Raw genomic sequence first — 16,508 nt, 5'->3', positions numbered from 1 at the left:
CATGTGCCGGTCGGATTTCTGCGCCCCTCACCGCCCCATCATCATCCCATAGTGCACCGCGAGCAGATCGAGCCCGACCTTCAGGAGCTTCGTCACCACGTCCCTGCTGTCGCCGGTCTGTTCCGCCACACCCTTCACCGACTCCCCCATGCAGCAGACTTGTCGCGCCACCGCCGCGACCTCCCAGTGCCCTAGCGCCCTGGTCGCGGCGGCATGCGCCCGCCCGGCGTCCAGCACGCTGTCGGCGATGCCGCCACCGTGGCGACCGCCATCGACGCGCTCGGTCCAGCGCATCGGCTTGACATCAGCCTGCTGGCTGCACTGGAAATCCTCGCGGTAGCGCTGGCCGGCCTCGCGTTGCTGGCGCGACAGCGAGGTGATGCCGATGAGCGGATCGACGCTGCGCACCCGCACGATGCCGCCTGTCGAGGTGTAGCCGTCGTTCGACACTTCGTAGACGCGGCGGGCTTCAGCCGTGCCGGTGGCCAGCCGCTTGCGGCCGAAGGCGTCGTCTTTCAGCGCGAAATCATGGCCGACCTCGCGACGGATACGCACCTGTTCGGCCTCCCCCTTGGGCAGTTTCGGCGCCTGCGGCTTGGCGGCTTTGGTCCTTCTGGGCATGGGCTGGCTCCTTCGGTTTTGGTTTGGGGTGACTGGGTGTTAGTTGGAAAGGCTGGCGGGACGGCGCCCCCCTCTGCCCTGCCGGGCATCTCCCCCACGAGGGGGGAGATCGAATATCTCGACGGGTTTCGCCAATCGTCCGGGTTACTGAAAAGGCGCTGCGGGCGAAGTTGCCAATCTCCCCCCTCGTGGGGGAGATGGCCGGCAGGCCAGAGGGGGGCGCTGTCCCGCCGACCTGTCTGAACTGGTCATCCTGTCGCCTGCTTCACCGGCACTTGCATCGCCCTTTTCGCCATCAGCTCGCGCATCACCCGCCGCTCGCGCACCTCGATGCAGAGCTGCGCGCTCGACGGGCAGAACTGGGCGTTGCCGGTCCTCACCTCGCCGCGCACGAAGCGCTGGATGGCTGCCTGCAGATCGGCGAGTTCGGCGTCGCGCACCGCGCCGAGATAGCCGCGCATCTGCATCTCGACATCAGTCAGGGCCGATTGCGGGAAGCATGAGAACATCGCCGCCAGCGCCTTCGTCGCCTGCTGCAGTTCGGCTGCGGTCATGGCGGCGGATCTCCTCGATGATGGCGTTGGCGGCGTCGGTATGGGTTTTCGGCCTGACCCAGCCGGGTCTCTTCCCCGAAGACGCGGCGGCTGTTTTGTTGGCGGGCGAAAAATGCCGCGCGCCTTCAGGGGAAAACACTGCCTCCCCTTGTTCTCCACGAGCCGAAGAATGCGGCGCATTCTCAGGGGAAAAAGCCGAAGCTCTTTCACTCTGGTTTCTGGAGTCTGGAGAATGCCGCGGCAAAGCGCCGGCATTTGGCTCGGCATACGCCTTTGTTTTCAACGCGGTGGCGGCGCCGCCGCGCGCCCCGGCGGCCGCCCTCGCCTCGCTTTTGACCAGCGCCTTGTGCAACTCCCTGGTCAGCCTCTTGTGGCCGATCTCGCCTGCCTCACGCTCGAAAAAGGTCAACAGGTCGCCGCTCAGCGCGCGCCATCTTTTCAGCGACATGCGCGCAACGCGCGCCAGCTTGGCGTCGTCGTCGGGCAGCCGGCCGCCAGCGTTCCACATTGCCATCAGGATCAGCATGTAGGCGCCGATCTGCTCGGTGGAGAGCTGCAACGTATCGCCGACGAAATCGGAGACGTAGAGCTGCATGAAAGGCCGCTCGCTCATGCCTGGCCCTTGCTTACACGCAAGCTAATGGAACCAGCCGCCGGCCAGTACGTTATGACGCGACCATGCAAGAGGGAGGTTTGCCGATGACGGCGTTCATGCCGATTACGCTGCGTTTTTGCGACAACAAGACCATGCTGGTCGGCTCCGTAGCCGACGCCCAGACGGCGCTGCAGCGGCAATGGCCCGACAAGACGGCACCAGCCTATATTGAAGCCGCAAGACTGGTCAGGCTGGCGGTCGAAGGCAATTGCTGTCCGCGCACCGCCTTCGAAGCCTTCAGCAAGGCCGCCCGGCGACAAGGCATTTTGATGGTCAAGAGCAAGAGCCGCGCGTATGATTGGCTCGATGCCGCCGCCAGCCCGTGAAGGCCGCGCGAAGGCGATGCAACCGCCCGAGGGCCTCGCGCGTTTATCAGCAGAGGCTTGAAAGCCGCTGCAACACCGAAGGTGAACGCCGTGGGTACGATGAAAACAGGAGTGCCTCTTAAAGTAAGTCTCGACGGAGAGGTCGAGGAAATCGACAGCGTCAGCGACGCCGCCGATTTCCTGCAGCGCTGGCCGGTCGAGCGGCGCGGCCACGTCTACCGTAGCGCGCTCAACGCTTGCAGCGCCGCGATCGCGGCGCAAATCTCGGAATCCGACGCGATCAAGGTGTTTACCGGCTTTGCCCGCGTCGCCGGCATCCTGGTTGCCGAAGGTGGCCCGGCCATGCGGCTGGAGGCCCGCAGCGTGCAAAGCCGCATGCCCAAGCAGGGCCGGCAAATACCGAAATAGGCTCACACGCAAACTCGCCTCTGAAACCGCGCCTGGTGGTAGCTGCAATAGCTTTTCAGCGCCCGGGTGCGCATGCCGCAGCACAGCATGTCGGCGCCGGGCTGGCTGCCGGGCGCATCGTCCTGCGGGTTCTCTTCCAGCGTCAGGTCGAGCGGTGCGCGGCAGCGGGAGAACAGGCAGTCGATGAAGCGCATCGCCACGCCATGCGGCTGGCGGCCAACGGGTCCGCGCGCCGGCGCCGGCACTTTGAAACGATAGGCCTCGCCATCGGCGATCAGCACGCCCACCTCGCGCACGAACAGGCGCGGCGGCAGCCAGGCCGGCGAAGAGTCGCGCCGGGCTCGGGCCTTGTTCTTGCGCGCGATGTCGTTGTCCGCGAGCTGGCCGGGATGACCATTGGCGACCTTTCTACCCGCGCCCTTGCCGCCGCCGGCCTTGCCCTTTGCCCGCTTCGCCTGGGCCGGCTTGCGCATTGCCGGTTCGCCGGCAGCTTGTCTTGCCACCGGCGGCATCCCACGGCCATTGGCAAAGCCGATGGCGCCCAGCATGGTGTTGCGATGAACGATGCCGATGATGGCGTTGCGTGAGACCGGGCTGCCGCGCAGCGCGCTGAACACCGCCGCGATCCTCGAGGCCGAAAGCCCCTCCTTCAGCCAGCGGGCGATCTCTTGCAATTCGGCGTCGCTATATCCCGCCATCTCCAGGCTCCATCCAAGGGTCGGCCTGCGGCAGCGCTTCAAGGCGCGCCGTCAGGCAAGCGTCGGGGGTTCCGGCTCCGAAAAGCCGCGGTGAGTTGTGGTTTGATGCCGGGCTGGCGCCGGCCTAGCCGGAGCGGACCGAGTGACCGGCGCAAAGCCGCGCCAGCCGCGCCTCCGCCGTCTTCCTGTCGGGGGCGCAAACCGCCCTGCCCGTCATCGGTTCGAACAGGATGACGGTGCCGTCCTGCGTGCGGATGCAGGAGCGCGCGTAGGGACCGGCAGCATGCCGGTCGAATAGAGGGCCGGAGCCGAGGGGAGCGGCGGCTCCGGCCGTTCCGGCCGCCGCTGACGGGCGGGCCGGACCCGAGGCATCAAGGCGCTCGGGCTTCGCCACGGCCGGGGAGGAGGACGGCCGGGACGGAAGGGTGGCGACTTCGGTCGCCTTGTTGGCCTCGCGGGAGGCCGGCGCTACCGCGCCATGAAAGCTGGACAGGTTGTGCATGACCAGATACAAGCATAACTCAAAAATAGATGCAAGCCATTCTTTCATAGACGAGAGCCACTTTCATCGCTCACATGGGCGCCATGGCGAAAACGGAACTGTCGATCAGGGTCGGGGCGGCGATACGCCAGGCGCGCAAGCAGCGCGGCCTGGTGATGCGCCATATTGCCGAGCACAACGACACCGATGTCGCCGCCGTCGGCAATTGGGAGACCGGCCGCAATCTGCCCAAAACCGAGAACCTTCTGAAGACCGCCGCCTTCCTGCGCGTCGACCCTGTCGCGCTCGGCCAGGGGCAGGTCGTCTTCCTCGACGATGCCGGCCCGGTGGCCGACGCCGAGATCGTCACCGATGCCGGCCCGTTGCCCGCCGGATCAATGGATATCGAAGTGCTGGGCGCCGCGGTCGGCGGCGACGACGGCGACTTCACCTTCAACGGCGAGCCTGCCGGTTACGTCCAGCGCCCGCCGGGCGTGCGCAACCTGCCCAAGGTATTCGCGCTGCATGTGCTGTCGGATTCCATGGTGCCGCGTTACGAACCCGGCGACCTCATCTATTGCGGCGGCCGCGACGCGATCCCCGGCGACCATGTGGTGATCGAGACGTTTCCGGAAGAAAACGAGCGCAACGGCAAGGCCTTCATCAAGAAACTGGTCAAGCGCACGGCGGGCGAGCTGGTGGTCGAGCAGTACAATCCGCCGAAGACGCTGACCTTCAACCGCTACGCCATCAAGCATGTCTGGCGGGTGATCCCGCTGAAGGAATTGCTGGGGTATTAGAGGACACAAGGGCCATCATCTGGCTAGCGGCACGTGTGGAAAAGTGTATGATTAAGTCATACACGCTCATTTGATCCAGGGAATCGCGATGCGCAGCACCCAGCCTCTGACCATCACCTTGCCGCTCGAGATGGCGCAAATGGTGAAGAATAAGGTGGCATCCGGCGAGTACGCAACGGAGAGCGAAGTCATCCGCGATGGCCTGAGAACCCTTGCCGCAAGAGACGCTGCCGTCGATCGCTGGTTGCGGGAAGAGGTCGCGCCGACGATGGATGCGTTGCAGAAGGATCCTTCGCTCGTCTCGCCTCTCGAGGAAGTACGCAAGCGACTTCACAACCGCATTGACGCATTGGCGGGCAAGCGTTCCCGCCAAGACGACGCCTTCTGACGCCACTCATCAAGCCCGCCTCGCCCCTTCCACCAGCACCTCGCGCTCGCTCAGCATCTGCGCCTCGCTGTGCACGCGCTGGCGCTCGTCGATGAAGGCCGCCTGGATCGACACCGCCGTGCCCGGCAGCCCGTCGGCACGGCAGGCCGAGCAGACGATTCGGCCGGAAAGCTCCGCCAGCGGCGTGTTGCCCGTCACCCCGAAACGCCGGAGTTCATCAGCCTTCCACCACCTGTTGCGGCCGCAATCGGCGCACTCGACCGATAGCGAGGCGACATGCGCGATGACTGGTTTCCTGCCGGGTAATGCCATTGCCCCTCCACCCCGTTTGTTCCTGATTTGTTCATATATTCCTGCGTTTTCAAGCAGGAGTCGAGTCGCAGTTTCAACACTTCTCCAAAAGTTTCTCTTTTATCGATTTTTGAGTTATACTTTTATAAACTCACAAATGTGAGTCGCCTGCCGCATCAGATCCGGGAGCAATGATGGATGACGCCGATTTCGCCCGCGCCTGCGGTTACACCGGTGACAGCCCTGCCTTGCTCGAAGCGTTCGAGGCGATCCGCCGCAACGGCATCGCCCAAGCCCGCCACGACCATTTCAGGCGCAAGGCAATCATCGATGCGTTGAAGCAGTCGGAGCCGCTGTTCCTGGCCGCGATCGGCCCGGCCTTGTCGGCGGACGAAGCCATCGAGGATGCCACTCATGTCATCGCCGGCTGGCGCAACATGCCGCGCTGGCGCCAGGAACGTCGCCTGCCCGACCTCGTCAGGGCCAGGCAGCAGCGTCTCGTGGCGCGTTTCTTCCGCCGCTACGGCCACCGTCTGTGGGCGCTCGAACCAGCCTGAGGCCGGACAGGGCTGGACCAGCCACATTCGGGTTCCCCAGTTGTCTTCGGGTTCAGTCGTTTTCGGGTTCAGCCGTTTTCGAGTTTCAAAGACCGCTTTTTCTTTCTACATTGCCTGCGGGTGGCTGTTCGTTCGACGCATGATCTGGAATGTTCAAGACCGCCCGCTCAAAAGTTCAGACTTGGATAACGGCCGGCGCGGGAACCATCGCGGCGCTGTTCGTCGCCGGCCTGATGGGTGCCTTCGGCGCCCTGCCCGCCCACGCGCCGCCGCAATTGCCGCCCGGCACTGCCGTCGATGCAGGACGCTGGCGCGTGCAGCCGGTGCGCGCCTATGTTAGCCATGCCCGGGTCCATGGCGTGCTGCTGAAGCCTGGCCAGAAAGCGCTGGTGCTGGAGGCCGACATGACCAACCGCACCGCGCAATCCGACAAGGCCTATTTCGATGTCTTCAAGCCGGACGGCATCGCCCTGCCCGACCCCATGCCGATGATCGCGCTTACCCGCGATGCGACGCTGACGCCGGAACTGCATCCAGGCATGACCGAGCGCATGGCCTATGTCTGGCCGCTCGCCGGTGACGCCGTCGTGCCGGCCAGCGTGAGCTTCGGCATCACCACCGAAATGTTCAAGCCGCGCGACAATCTCTACGGTATGCCCGGCTGGTTCAATCCCTATCGGCTCGGCACCGTCACCTTGCCGGTCGCCGATGGGCAGGCCCAGGGAACCGGCTCATGAAAATCCGTGTCCTCGGCAATCTCGCCATCCTCTGCGCGACCGTGGCGTTGAGCTACGGCATGCAGGTGTCGAAACCGCATTATGCCGACCTCACCGCGCCGATCCCGGTCGATGGCGCCATGCACGACACGCTGCACGCGCGCAGCTTCGATGTCAGGCTGGACAAGGTGGTCTTTGCCCGCGCCTTGAAAACCAGCCAGTTCGGCCAGGAGAAACTCTTGACCACCAGCGGCCTTTGGGCAGTGGTGACGACCAATCTCACCGCCACCGTTGCCTCCACCACGGTCGCCGACGGCACCTGGCAAGGCCCGACCGGGCTGCGCTACCACCAGACGGAGCGGCTGGGCTACAGCCCCGACATGCCGCCGCATGGCGTCGATCCGGGTCTGGAAAAACGCGGCCTGTTCGTGTTCGAAGTGCCGCCCGACCAGATCAGCGGCGCCAGGCTGCTGATCGCCGAACGTCAGTTTGGCCCGCTCGACGCCCAGGCGCGCATCAGCCTCGACGGGGTGCCGACAGGCGCCGACGGCCAGCCAATCGACGTGCTGCCGCAATACGACCTCGACGCGCCGCCACCGCAGGGCAAATCATGACCGACATTTCGTCAGGCCTGGAGCTGGCGGCTGACCGGCAGGCAGAGAAAAAATGGCGCCGGCGTAGCCTTGTCGCCCTCGTCATCCTGCTGCCGCTGACACTGGCCGAGACCGGCTATGACAGCCTGCGCGAATGGCTGCATGGCGAGGACCTCGTCGCCAGGGATGTCGATTTCGGCCGATCGGTGCCGTTCGGCGGCAGCGACTGGAAACTGGCCGATCTGCGCGGCGGCAAGGCCGGCCGCCTGCCCGACCACGCCTTCGCCGTCATCGCCACCTTCTCCGTCACCATTGGCGACCCCGACCTGCAAAAGCAGTGGCTGGGCTGCAAGCTGATGCTGACCGACGCCACTGGGCGCCGCTGGCTGCCGGATTCAATCGTCGGCGTCAGCCTGCCGGGCGGCGTCATGAACTGCGGCGCGGCGATCTTTTCCGGCGCCAAGAAGGGCGATGTCGTTACCGTCGGCGATATTTTCATCATCCCGGAGGATGCCGTGAAAACCATCCGCCCGGCGGTCGGGCTCGGCAGCGAGCGGCCATGGTATCTGCGTTTCCAAAGGCCGCCGAAATGAAGGCGTTCTTCTCCCCGTTCTGCGGGGAGAGGGACGCGCTCCAACACCCCGCCTTATGCCGCCGCCTCCGTCCCTTTCGTCAGCGAAAACGCTGTCTCCAGCACGGCGGCGAGAAAACATATCCTTATCGGCTCGATCAAGATGCCGGTGGAAGAATCCTGGAACGGGCTGCCGAACAGCAGCGTCACACCGCGTGAGAAGATCTGCCAGACATCGAGCTCATGCGGGCCGATCAGCCGCGTCGCGCCGAGCCACAGCCAGGCCGCGCCCCAGTCGATGAGGCGGTAGCCGACAATCAGCGTGCACAGAAGCAGAAGGCTCGAACTCACCGTCAGCCGCACGCCATTGGCGATCGGCAAATAGCGCGAGCGGTAGCCGGCGATGAAATGCTCGACGAAATCGCGCAGGAACTTCGGCAGCCCGGCATAGCGCTGGCCGAACCGCTCCACCCGGTTGTGCACGCGTCTCAGCGCGGCATCGTCGCGCACGTCATAGCCGTAGATCAGCGCCGCCATGACCAGCCAGATCAACGGCAACAGCATGTAGAAGAACAGGTTGACGGCAACCGTCGAGGGCGCGATCGAGGTGATCTCGACCGGCACCATGGGGGTGGCCGCGGCCACCGGCACGGGGCTCGCCAGCCCCTCTGCCGCCGCCTGCAGGGTCGACCAGAAACTGCGGCTCATCAGCCATTGCAGCGCCGAGTCCTTCCAGCGGCTGATCACGTAGAGACCGACGAAGATCCAGTTGGTTTCGCAGATCACCACGACGATCTGCCAGAACGACGCGGTTTTTGTCCGGGTCTGCATGAACTTGGCCAGCCGGCGGATCAGCCACGACACCGCCACCGAGACCAGCAGCCAGCGCGAATCGAGCACGTCGAGCACGTTGGCGCTCTGGCCGAAATCGGCTTGGTCGAGCGTTTCGCGCGAATATTGCCGCACGATGTCGCCGAGGAAGCCCCAGGCGGCGTAATAGGCGAAGAAGGGCAACAGCGCGATGGTGATCATGCGCACCAGCCGCGAGCCCTGCCGGTCTGTCGCAGGCTCTTCGGCCTTGTCCGCGCCGCGCTGCGCGGCCAACAGATGCGGAAGGCCGGGCCGCAGCACATGGAACATCGCCACCGTCACCACCAGTTGCGCCAGCGCCACCAGCGTCAGCATGGCGAGCCCGGCGAAATGGTTTGCGAGCGCCACCTTGGCCGCGAGTTGCAGCAGGAGATCGCCGGCCAGCACCCCGGCCAGCACGAGCGCGACGAGCTGCGGCCAGAAGCGGCGCAGCAGCGAAAAACTCAAGCTGATCGGTCTGATGATGTCGGCAACCATGAGGTTCTCTCACGATGCCACCCGCCCTGGGCCTTTCTAGCAAGGCACGATTGTTTTGCAAGCAGTGGACGGCGCGCGCCGTCCTTCCCCTTTGCCGGGAAAGAAGATGCCGCCCGGCCCTGATTCCGTCGGAATGATGCGCTGATTGGAGGACATCGCCGATCGCCCGAAGGACCCGCCATGAAACGCCTTGTTCTCGCCGCCCTGTGGATGATGGCGCTCGCTCTGTCCGCCCATGCCGCCGGCGACACCACATCAGGGCTTGCCGACACCACGGTGCTGATCGTGCGCCACGGCGAAAAGCCCGACAGCGGCCCAGGCCTGTCGCCGCAAGGCCAGGCTCGCGCGCAGGCCTATGTCGCTTATTTCCAGCCCTTCATGCTCGACGGCGTCGCCTTCCGGCCCGACATGCTGGTGGCCAGCACCGATTCCAAGAACAGCGCGCGCGAACGGCTGACGCTGACGCCGCTCTCCGAAGCCTTGAAATTGCCCATCGACCAGCGCTTCGCCGACAGGGAAGTCCAGAACCTGGTCGCAGCGCTGGCGACCGAAAGCCACGGCAAATCGATCCTGATCGCCTGGCATCACGGCCAGCTGGGCAAGCTGATCAAGGCCTTCGGCGCCGACCCCAAGGCGCTGCTGCCGAACGGCACATGGCCCGGCGACGAGTTCAACTGGGTGGTGGTGCTGCGCTTCGACCATCAGGGGCAATTGGTGCCAGGCTCGGCGCGCATCGTCGAGGTGAAGTTGCCCGCGTAGAGTTGACATTCGCCCCAGGTGCACAACGCTGAGAGCGTAACGGACATCGCTGTGGTCCGTTGGCGCGAGCGCGGACCTTCCCGGTCTACCGTCTGACCCGCGACTTCAGCCAGCGATCGAACGCCACCGCCAGGATCAGGATCAGGCCGATGACGATGCTCTGCGTGTAGGACGAGACGTTGTTGAACTGCAGCCCGTTCTGCAGCACGCCGATCAGCGCCGCCCCCACCACCGTGCCGCCGACCGAGCCGATGCCGCCGAACAGCGAGGTGCCGCCGATGACGACGGCGGAGATCACCGTCAGCTCGTAGCCGATGCCGGCGACCGCTTCGGAAGAGTTGAGCCGCGCCGACAGGACGAAGGCGGCGAGCCCGGCGAAGAAGCCGACGATGACATAGACCGAGACCAGGATGCGGTCGACGCGCAGGCCCGACAACCGCGCGGCTTCGGCATTGCCGCCGACGGCATAGACGGCACGGCCGTAACGCGTGTAGCGCAGCACGATATGGCACAGGATTGCGGCGATGGCGAAGATGATTGCCGGCACCGGCACCGGGCCGATCAGGCCGGTGCCGAACCAGCGCATCGAGGCGTCGAAGCCGGAGATCGGGCCGCCATTGGAGATGGTCAGCGTCAGCCCGCGAAACACCGTCAGCCCGCCCAGCGTGACGACGAAGGGCGGCACTTTCAGCCTGGTGATGGCGAGCCCCTGCACGCCGCCGGCGGCCGCACCGACGATGACGGCGGCCAGCAGCGCCGCGAACCAGCCATAGCCCTGCGTTCCGCTCGTCGATAGCGACAGCGTGTTGGCGGCGCCGCCCTTGGCGACGACGGCGGCGACCATGCCGCAGAAAGCGAGCAGCGAGCCGACCGACAGGTCGATGCCGGCGGTTAGGATGACGAAGGTCATGCCGAGCGCGATCAGCCCGGTGATCGAGATCTGGCGGGTGATGTTGAACAGATTGATCGGGTCGATGAAGCTCGGCTTCAGCACGGTGAAGACGACGACCAGCGCCGCCAGGAACAGCAGCGGCCCGAAACTCATCAGCAGCCGCGCGAAATTGATGCCGCCGCCACGCTCGCTCTGTTCCGTCACGCTCATCGTGCCTGCCTCTCTGCGTCCCGGCCCTGCGCGTCTTGCCCAAGTGTATCCTGCTTGTCGAGCGCCATCAGTTCCATCAGTTTCTCCTCGTTCGCCTCGACGCCCGGCATCTCGCCGGTGATGCGGCCACGGCGCATGGTGACGATGCGGTCCGATACAGCCAGCACTTCGGGCAGTTCCGATGAGATCATCATCACCGCGATGCCGCGCGCTGCCAATTGCACCAGGATCTGATGCACCTCGGCCTTGGCGCCGACATCGACGCCGCGCGTCGGCTCGTCGACGATCAGCACCTTTGGATCGCGCGCCAGCCAGCGCGCCAGGATCACCTTCTGCTGGTTGCCGCCCGACAGGCCCTCGATCGCCTGCTCGGCCGAAGCCATGCGGATAGACAGCATCTTGCGGAAGCCGGACAGCGCGTCGCGCTCGCGCCGCTCGGCCATGAAGCCGAAGCCGTTGCTGAAACGCCCGAGCGAGGCGACGGAGAAATTCGGCAATATGCCGAGCGCGGCAAAGATCGCCTGGTGCTTGCGGTCCTCCGGCACCAGCCCGATGCCGAGCGCGATGGCATCGGCCGGCGAGGCCGGCGCGATCGGCTTGCCGTCGAGCGTGATGGTCCCGGCCGCGATGCGGTCGGCGCCGAAAATGGCGCGCGCCAGTTCCGTGCGGCCGGAGCCGACGAGCCCGGCGACACCGAGGATTTCGCCGGCCTTGAGGTCGATGTCGACGCCGTCGAGCACAATGGCATGCGGTGCCTCGGGATCGCGCACGGTGCGCAAGGCCCGCACCGACAGCACCACATCGCCGGCGACCGCGCGCTGGGCCGGCCGCGCGTAAAGTTCGGACGCCGCGCGGCCGACCATTTTCTCGATGATGCGCGGCAGCTGGATCGGCCGTCCCTGGTCGCGGTCGAGATGCCCGGCCAGCCGGCCGTCGCGCAGCACCGTCATGCGGTCGCAGATGGCGGACGCCTCCTCCAGCCGGTGGGTGACGAACATGATGGCGACCTTGTCACGGCGCAGCCGGTCCATGATCGACAAAAGCCGCTGCACCTCGGTCTCGGTCAGCGCCGATGTCGGCTCGTCCATGATGATCAGCCGGCTTTTCAGCGACAGCGCGCGGGCGATCTCGACCAGCTGCTGCTCGGCCACCGAGAGCGCCGAGACCGGCGTCATCGGGTCGATGGAAAGGCCGACGCGGGCGATGATATCGCGGGAGTCCCGCTCCATGCGCTTCCAGCTCACCAATCCCAGCGGCCCGGTCGGCGCGCGGCCGATGAAAATATTCTCCGCCACCGTCAGCGTCGGGATCAGGCTGAGCTCCTGGTAGATGGTGACGATGCCCGCCCGCTTGGCATCCTGCGGGCTGGCAGGCTGGTAGTCGGCGCCGTCGAAAGTGATGTGCCCGCTGGAGGGCGGCATGACGCCCGACAGGATTTTCAGCAGCGTTGATTTTCCGGCGCCATTCTCGCCGAGCAGGCCGAGGATTTCGCCGGGGCGGATGTCGAGCGAGACATCGCTGAGCGCCGTCACGCCGGCGAAATGCTTGGTGAGGCCGTCGACGGCAAGCAGGACGGGTGCGGCTTCAGCTGGCAAGGATGGCTCCCGGATTGCGGCAGGCAGCGGGGCACGCCCCCCTCTGTCCTACCGGACGTCTCCCCCAGGACGGGGGAGATTGGATGTTGTCTCTGCTTTCGCCAGTTATCAACCCGACAGAAGACGCCCTGTCGGCAAGACTGCTAATCTCCCCCCAAGTGGGGGAGATGGCCGGCAGGCCAGAGGGGGTGTGCCCCGCCAGCCTGACCAATCCAGCCCTACTTCGTCTCGCTCAGCCTTTCCGCCTTGTCGAGATTGTCCTTGCCGATGACGATCGGCGTCAAAAGCACCAGCTTCTCCTTCGGCTCGGTCTTGTTCTTGGCGTAGGCGACCGCGATCTGCACGGCGGTGCGCGACTGCTGGCCGGGGAACTGTTCGACCGTACCGGCGAGCTTGCCGTCGCGGACCGCGACCAGCGCTTCCGGCAGCGCGTCGAAGCCGTAGATCTTGACGTCGGTGAAGTTGCGCGCGGCACACGCCTCGAGCGCGCCGAGCGCCATGTCGTCATTGGCGCAGATGATGGCGTCCGGCTTGCCGTTGGCGGCAAGGCCGGCTTCCGTCACCGTCAACGCCTCGGCGCGGGCGAAATTGGCGGTCTGCTCATAGATGATCTGGTACTTGTCCTTCAGCGGATCGAGCACATTGTGCACGCCCTTGTTGCGGTCGATCGCCGGACCGGCACCCGGCTGGCCCTGCAGGTGGAACAGCTTGGCGCCGTTGGGGAACGCCGCCACCATGGCGTTCGCCTCCGCCTCGCCGCCCTTGACGTTGTCGGCGCCGACATGGGCGAGGATGCCCTGGACGCCGTCGACGCGGCGGTCGATCGTCACCACGGGAACGCCGGCCTTGACCGCCTCCTCGATCGCCGGCGCCAGCGCGTTGACGTCGAGCGGCGAAATCACGATGGCGTTGACCTTCTGCACCAGCGCCGCCTCGATGTCGGCCGTCTGCTTGGTGGCCGAGTTCTGGCCGTCGCTCTCGGTCAGGTTGACGCCTTGCGCTTGCGCCTCCGCCTTGATCTCGTTCAGCATGTGCACGAAGAACGGAAAGCCGAGATTGGGCACCGAGCCCAGTATGGTCAGCTTGTCCTCGGCGAATGCCGAACGCGCGGCCAGCACCATCGCGCCCGCGGCCACGGACGTCATCAGGAATTCACGTCTGTTCATGGTTGATCCTCCTCCACGAAAACGCACGGCCCCGGAAACCGGGCCGGTTTCAGGAAGGATCATGCGTCGGTTCAAAGTGTTGGAGCATCCGCGTGCCCGAAGCCGCCTGCCGCTCCAGTTGGCACCGCCTAAACTCCTCCGAGCAGCGTCAACGAGAGGATGCTAACCCGGGGTCAACCATTTGTGCAACATCGATATAACAGTGCTGGGCAGCCAATTATCGGAATTGTCGGAATTTTGGATGCAGGCATCCTGGCCGGCGCGATAAGCGCGGCGCTTCGCCGATCTGGCTGGCGTATTGACCCAGGCCGGCTTTCACATTTTGGTTGAAAGATAACCTATCAGTGTGTATAAATACACATGAATAGCGCTGATATTATCCGCCTGTTGCAAGCTGATGGTTGGTTCGAAGTTGCCCGAAAGGGCAGCCATGCACAATTCAAACACCGCGATAAGCAAGGACGGGTCACTGTTCCTCATCCCAGGCGCGATATCCCAATAGGCACTCTGCGCAGCATCGAAAAGCAATCTGGACTGAAACTGAGGTGACGGACATGAAGCAGTATATCGGACTTATCCATAAGGATGCCGGCAGCGACTTCGGTGTGTCCTTCCCTGATTTCCCAGGCGTGATTACCGCCGGCAAGGATCTGGATGACGCGCGGTCCATGGCAGAAGAGGCCCTCGCCCTCCACGTCGAAGGGCTGGTCGAGGATGGCGATGCTATTCCGGAGCCTTCGAGTCTGGAGGCTGTGATGGCGGACGCCGACAATCGTGACGGTGTTGCGATCTTGGTCGCGGCCAAGACCGACACCAGGAAGGCAGTGCGTATCAACGTGACGTTGCCCGACGACGTCCTGCGGCGGATCGATGCCTTTGCCGAAGCCCATGGCTATACTCGATCCGGGTTTCTCGCGAAGGCGGCTGAGAAAGTGATGGACCTCGAAGTGGCCTGATGAAGCTCAGTAGAGATTGAGCTGGAGAACCCATGAAGCCGCACATCGTCTGCCATATGCTCGCCTCGCTCGACGGCAGCCTTCACCCCAGCCGCTACACCACGAGCCCGGACGGGACACGTGCCGAGTGGTCGAGCCTCTATGAGCAGATCCACGAGGATCTCGAAGGCGATGCCTGGATCGTCGGCCGCGTCACCATGGCCGAGATGAGCAAGACCGGCGCGCACCCGCCGGCGCACGCCGGCAAGGTCGAGCGGCCGCACCATTTCGCCCGACGCGACGCAGGCACCTATGCCGTGGCGCTCGATGCCTCGGGCAAGCTGCACTTTTCCAAACCGGATGTCGGCGGCGACCACGTCGTCGTGCTGCTCGGGCGTGACGTCGCCGACAGCCATCTGGCCGAGCTAGCCGGCGACGGCGTCTCCTACATCGTCTCGGAGACGGCGGAGATCGACCTAGCCGCGATGCTCGATGTGCTCGGGCGCGAGTTCGGCATCCGCCGGCTGCTGCTCGAAGGCGGCGCCGGCATCAACGGCTCATTCTTCGCCGCCGGGCTTGTCGACGAGCTCAGCCTGCTCGTCGCGCCCGCGCTCGATGCGCGGGCCGGCAACCAGGGCTTTGTCGAGTTCGGCGAAAGCGGCCTTGCGGGCAAGATGCGGCTGTCGCTGACATCTTGCCAAACGCTGGCGCATGGGCTGATCCACTTGCGCTATGCGGTTAGCCCTGGAGCATGATCCCCCATCGCCTCGTCATCCACGGGCGGAGCAAGGAGCGAAGCGACGCGCGCAGACCCGAGGATCCATGTCGGGACTCTTGAGCGCCGCAACGGTGCAGGATACTGCTCCGCTGCGCCCTTCGTTCGAGGTCACGGAATGGACCCCGGGTCTCCGCGACGGAGCTTCGCTCCTGCTCCGCCCTGGGATGACGAAGTTTAGAAGCCTCGGCCAATTCCGAACGTTGCCCGGCCCATCAATACCGCATCGCATCCAGATCGGCGATCAGCGTCGGGCCGGTCGGATGCCAGCCGAGCCGGGCCTGGGTCAGCGCGCTGGAGGCAGGCAGATCCATGGGCGCGAAGAGTCCCATCCAGCCGAAATGCTCCGCCGCCTTGTCCGCCGCGATCGAAACCACCGGCAAGTTCAGGCCCCGGCCAAGCGCCTCGGCGATGGCGCGCACCTCGACGCCTTCCTCGCCGACCGCGTGGTAGCGCGCGCCGGCCTGGCGCTTTTCCACGGCCAGCCGATAGAGCCGCGCCGCGTCCAGGACATGCCCCGCCGAATAACGGTTGCGGCCTTCGCCGACATAGGCCGAGACGCCTTTCTGGCGTGCGATTTCGATGAGCGGCGAGATGAGCCCCTGCTTGACCGGATTGTGGACCTGCGGCAGGCGTACGACAGACACATTGACGCCGGCCTCCAGCAAGGCATTGCCAGCCAGTTCCGAGGCGATGCGCGGATTGGGATGGCTGGGGTTGAAGACGTCCTCGACCGCCAGTTCGCCATGTCCGGGGCTGCCCATGCCGACCCCCGAGGTGATTACCAGCGGCCGGTCGGAACCGGTGAGTGCCTGGCCGAGGGCCGCGATGACACGGCTGTCCTTTTCGCAGTTCTCGGCAAAGCGCGAGAAATCGTGGTCGAACGCGGTGTGGATCACGGCATCCGCCTTCTCCGCGCCGCTACGCAGGCTGTCGGGATCCTCCAGCGTTCCGCGATGCACCTCGGCGCCCGTGGCGGTGAGCGCCTCGGCGCCGGCATCGGAGCGGGTGACGCCGACCACCTGATGGCCGGCCTGGATGAGTTCGGGGACGATGGCCGAGCCGATGAAACCGGTCGCGCCGGTGAGAAAGATACGCATGCAAATCTCCTGCGGTTGCCTGCGTAATATCGACGGTCTATTATTCCATTAAAGTAGTGAGCTTATCATG

At 65.2% G+C, this 16,508-nt stretch carries 23 protein-coding genes and 1 pseudogene; 12 read left to right on the top strand and 12 right to left on the bottom strand.

Annotated elements, in window-relative coordinates; genetic code table 11:
- Positions 1-27 precede the first annotated feature (27 nt).
- The 3 genes from EB233_RS13500 to EB233_RS13490 form a co-directional block, all read right to left on the bottom strand.
- Positions 28-621, bottom strand: a complete 594-nt coding sequence (locus EB233_RS13500; protein ID WP_064989075.1) for a DUF6456 domain-containing protein — start codon at positions 619-621, stop codon at positions 28-30.
- A 248-nt stretch (positions 622-869) separates the two neighbouring features.
- The gene (locus tag EB233_RS13495) at positions 870-1,175 is read right to left on the bottom strand and encodes a hypothetical protein (RefSeq protein ID WP_155765328.1); all 306 of its coding nucleotides are present in this window, start codon (positions 1,173-1,175) and stop codon (positions 870-872) included.
- A complete protein-coding gene (locus EB233_RS13490; RefSeq protein WP_064989077.1) occupies positions 1,096-1,788 on the bottom strand; it encodes a YdaU family protein in 693 nt (230 codons plus the stop codon). Before EB233_RS13490 ends, EB233_RS13495 begins: the two co-directional genes overlap by 80 nt.
- A gap of 86 nt (positions 1,789-1,874) precedes the next feature.
- Here EB233_RS13490 and EB233_RS13485 point away from each other — a divergent pair, with 86 nt between their 5' ends.
- Both EB233_RS13485 and EB233_RS13480 read left to right on the top strand, forming a co-directional pair.
- A complete protein-coding gene (locus tag EB233_RS13485) occupies positions 1,875-2,156 on the top strand; it encodes a DUF982 domain-containing protein (RefSeq protein WP_027052254.1) in 282 nt (93 codons plus the stop codon).
- Positions 2,157-2,267: 111 nt separating this feature from the next.
- Complete coding sequence (locus EB233_RS13480) at positions 2,268-2,564, top strand: DUF982 domain-containing protein (protein WP_425487731.1); 297 nt, start codon at positions 2,268-2,270, stop codon at positions 2,562-2,564.
- 2 nt (positions 2,565-2,566) lie between these two features.
- Here EB233_RS13480 and EB233_RS13475 read toward each other — a convergent pair whose 3' ends face one another.
- A complete protein-coding gene (locus EB233_RS13475) occupies positions 2,567-3,262 on the bottom strand; it encodes a GcrA cell cycle regulator (RefSeq protein ID WP_064989078.1) in 696 nt (231 codons plus the stop codon).
- A 124-nt stretch (positions 3,263-3,386) separates the two neighbouring features.
- A complete protein-coding gene (locus EB233_RS13470) occupies positions 3,387-3,776 on the bottom strand; it encodes a hypothetical protein (RefSeq protein ID WP_244277636.1) in 390 nt (129 codons plus the stop codon).
- Between the two features lie 62 nt (positions 3,777-3,838).
- On the opposite strand from EB233_RS13470, the gene EB233_RS13465 reads away from it, so the two are divergent.
- Both EB233_RS13465 and EB233_RS13460 read left to right on the top strand, forming a co-directional pair.
- On the top strand, positions 3,839-4,543 hold the full coding sequence (locus EB233_RS13465; protein ID WP_064989080.1) for an XRE family transcriptional regulator: 705 nt from the start codon (positions 3,839-3,841) through the stop codon (positions 4,541-4,543).
- An 88-nt stretch (positions 4,544-4,631) separates the two neighbouring features.
- Positions 4,632-4,931, top strand: a complete 300-nt coding sequence (locus EB233_RS13460) for a ribbon-helix-helix domain-containing protein (protein WP_064989081.1) — start codon at positions 4,632-4,634, stop codon at positions 4,929-4,931.
- A gap of 9 nt (positions 4,932-4,940) precedes the next feature.
- Here the strand turns inward: EB233_RS13460 and EB233_RS13455 are convergent, their stop codons facing one another.
- Positions 4,941-5,243 carry a hypothetical protein gene (locus EB233_RS13455; protein ID WP_064989082.1) on the bottom strand — a complete coding sequence of 101 codons (303 nt, stop codon included), beginning with the start codon at positions 5,241-5,243 and terminating at the stop codon, positions 4,941-4,943.
- 173 nt (positions 5,244-5,416) lie between these two features.
- On the opposite strand from EB233_RS13455, the gene EB233_RS13450 reads away from it, so the two are divergent.
- The 4 genes from EB233_RS13450 to EB233_RS13435 all read left to right on the top strand — a co-directional run bounded on the left by EB233_RS13450 (position 5,417) and on the right by EB233_RS13435 (position 7,681).
- On the top strand, positions 5,417-5,779 hold the full coding sequence (locus EB233_RS13450) for a hypothetical protein (RefSeq protein WP_064989151.1): 363 nt from the start codon (positions 5,417-5,419) through the stop codon (positions 5,777-5,779).
- A gap of 149 nt (positions 5,780-5,928) precedes the next feature.
- Positions 5,929-6,516: a hypothetical protein gene (locus EB233_RS13445; protein WP_064989083.1), complete on the top strand. Its 588-nt coding sequence runs from the start codon at positions 5,929-5,931 to the stop codon at positions 6,514-6,516.
- Entirely contained in the window at positions 6,513-7,109 is a 597-nt protein-coding gene (locus EB233_RS13440) for a hypothetical protein (RefSeq protein ID WP_064989084.1), read from the top strand. The genes EB233_RS13445 and EB233_RS13440 overlap by 4 nt, the downstream gene beginning before the upstream one ends.
- Positions 7,106-7,681 (top strand): hypothetical protein, encoded by a 576-nt coding sequence (locus EB233_RS13435; RefSeq protein ID WP_064989085.1) that lies wholly within the window; start codon positions 7,106-7,108, stop codon positions 7,679-7,681. The genes EB233_RS13440 and EB233_RS13435 overlap by 4 nt, the downstream gene beginning before the upstream one ends.
- A gap of 53 nt (positions 7,682-7,734) precedes the next feature.
- On the opposite strand, the gene EB233_RS13430 is transcribed toward EB233_RS13435, so the two are convergent.
- A complete protein-coding gene (locus EB233_RS13430; RefSeq protein WP_064989086.1) occupies positions 7,735-9,006 on the bottom strand; it encodes a hypothetical protein in 1,272 nt (423 codons plus the stop codon).
- A gap of 180 nt (positions 9,007-9,186) precedes the next feature.
- Between EB233_RS13430 and EB233_RS13425 the strand changes: the two genes are divergently transcribed.
- Positions 9,187-9,765, top strand: coding sequence for a flagellar basal body-associated protein FliL (locus EB233_RS13425; protein WP_244277637.1), 579 nt, complete (start codon positions 9,187-9,189; stop codon positions 9,763-9,765).
- A gap of 85 nt (positions 9,766-9,850) precedes the next feature.
- On the opposite strand, the gene EB233_RS13420 is transcribed toward EB233_RS13425, so the two are convergent.
- The 4 genes and pseudogenes from EB233_RS13420 to EB233_RS13410 all read right to left on the bottom strand — a co-directional run bounded on the left by EB233_RS13420 (position 9,851) and on the right by EB233_RS13410 (position 13,628).
- Complete coding sequence (locus EB233_RS13420; RefSeq protein ID WP_027052241.1) at positions 9,851-10,867, bottom strand: ABC transporter permease; 1,017 nt, start codon at positions 10,865-10,867, stop codon at positions 9,851-9,853.
- Positions 10,864-11,955, bottom strand: a complete 1,092-nt coding sequence (locus tag EB233_RS13415) for a sugar ABC transporter ATP-binding protein (protein ID WP_425487735.1) — start codon at positions 11,953-11,955, stop codon at positions 10,864-10,866. Before EB233_RS13415 ends, EB233_RS13420 begins: the two co-directional genes overlap by 4 nt.
- 42 nt (positions 11,956-11,997) lie before the next feature.
- Positions 11,998-12,378, bottom strand: a pseudogene (locus tag EB233_RS32330) (ATP-binding cassette domain-containing protein); the annotation flags it as partial.
- A gap of 302 nt (positions 12,379-12,680) precedes the next feature.
- A complete protein-coding gene (locus EB233_RS13410; protein WP_027052239.1) occupies positions 12,681-13,628 on the bottom strand; it encodes a substrate-binding domain-containing protein in 948 nt (315 codons plus the stop codon).
- A 360-nt stretch (positions 13,629-13,988) separates the two neighbouring features.
- Here EB233_RS13410 and EB233_RS13405 point away from each other — a divergent pair, with 360 nt between their 5' ends.
- The 3 genes from EB233_RS13405 to EB233_RS13395 are packed head-to-tail and all read left to right on the top strand — an operon-like array spanning position 13,989 to position 15,318.
- The gene (locus EB233_RS13405; RefSeq protein WP_081294017.1) at positions 13,989-14,177 is read left to right on the top strand and encodes a type II toxin-antitoxin system HicA family toxin; all 189 of its coding nucleotides are present in this window, start codon (positions 13,989-13,991) and stop codon (positions 14,175-14,177) included.
- A 5-nt stretch (positions 14,178-14,182) separates the two neighbouring features.
- A complete protein-coding gene (locus EB233_RS13400) occupies positions 14,183-14,584 on the top strand; it encodes a type II toxin-antitoxin system HicB family antitoxin (protein WP_064989088.1) in 402 nt (133 codons plus the stop codon).
- Between the two features lie 32 nt (positions 14,585-14,616).
- Complete coding sequence (locus EB233_RS13395; RefSeq protein ID WP_064989089.1) at positions 14,617-15,318, top strand: RibD family protein; 702 nt, start codon at positions 14,617-14,619, stop codon at positions 15,316-15,318.
- A gap of 235 nt (positions 15,319-15,553) precedes the next feature.
- On the opposite strand, the gene EB233_RS13390 is transcribed toward EB233_RS13395, so the two are convergent.
- A complete protein-coding gene (locus EB233_RS13390) occupies positions 15,554-16,438 on the bottom strand; it encodes an SDR family oxidoreductase (protein WP_064989090.1) in 885 nt (294 codons plus the stop codon).
- Positions 16,439-16,508 lie beyond the last annotated feature (70 nt).

Source organism: Mesorhizobium erdmanii, assembly GCF_013170725.1.
GTDB lineage: Bacteria > Pseudomonadota > Alphaproteobacteria > Rhizobiales > Rhizobiaceae > Mesorhizobium > Mesorhizobium erdmanii.
Note: the sequence above shows the minus strand (reverse complement) of the source record. Positions and strands in the feature narration are given on the sequence as shown.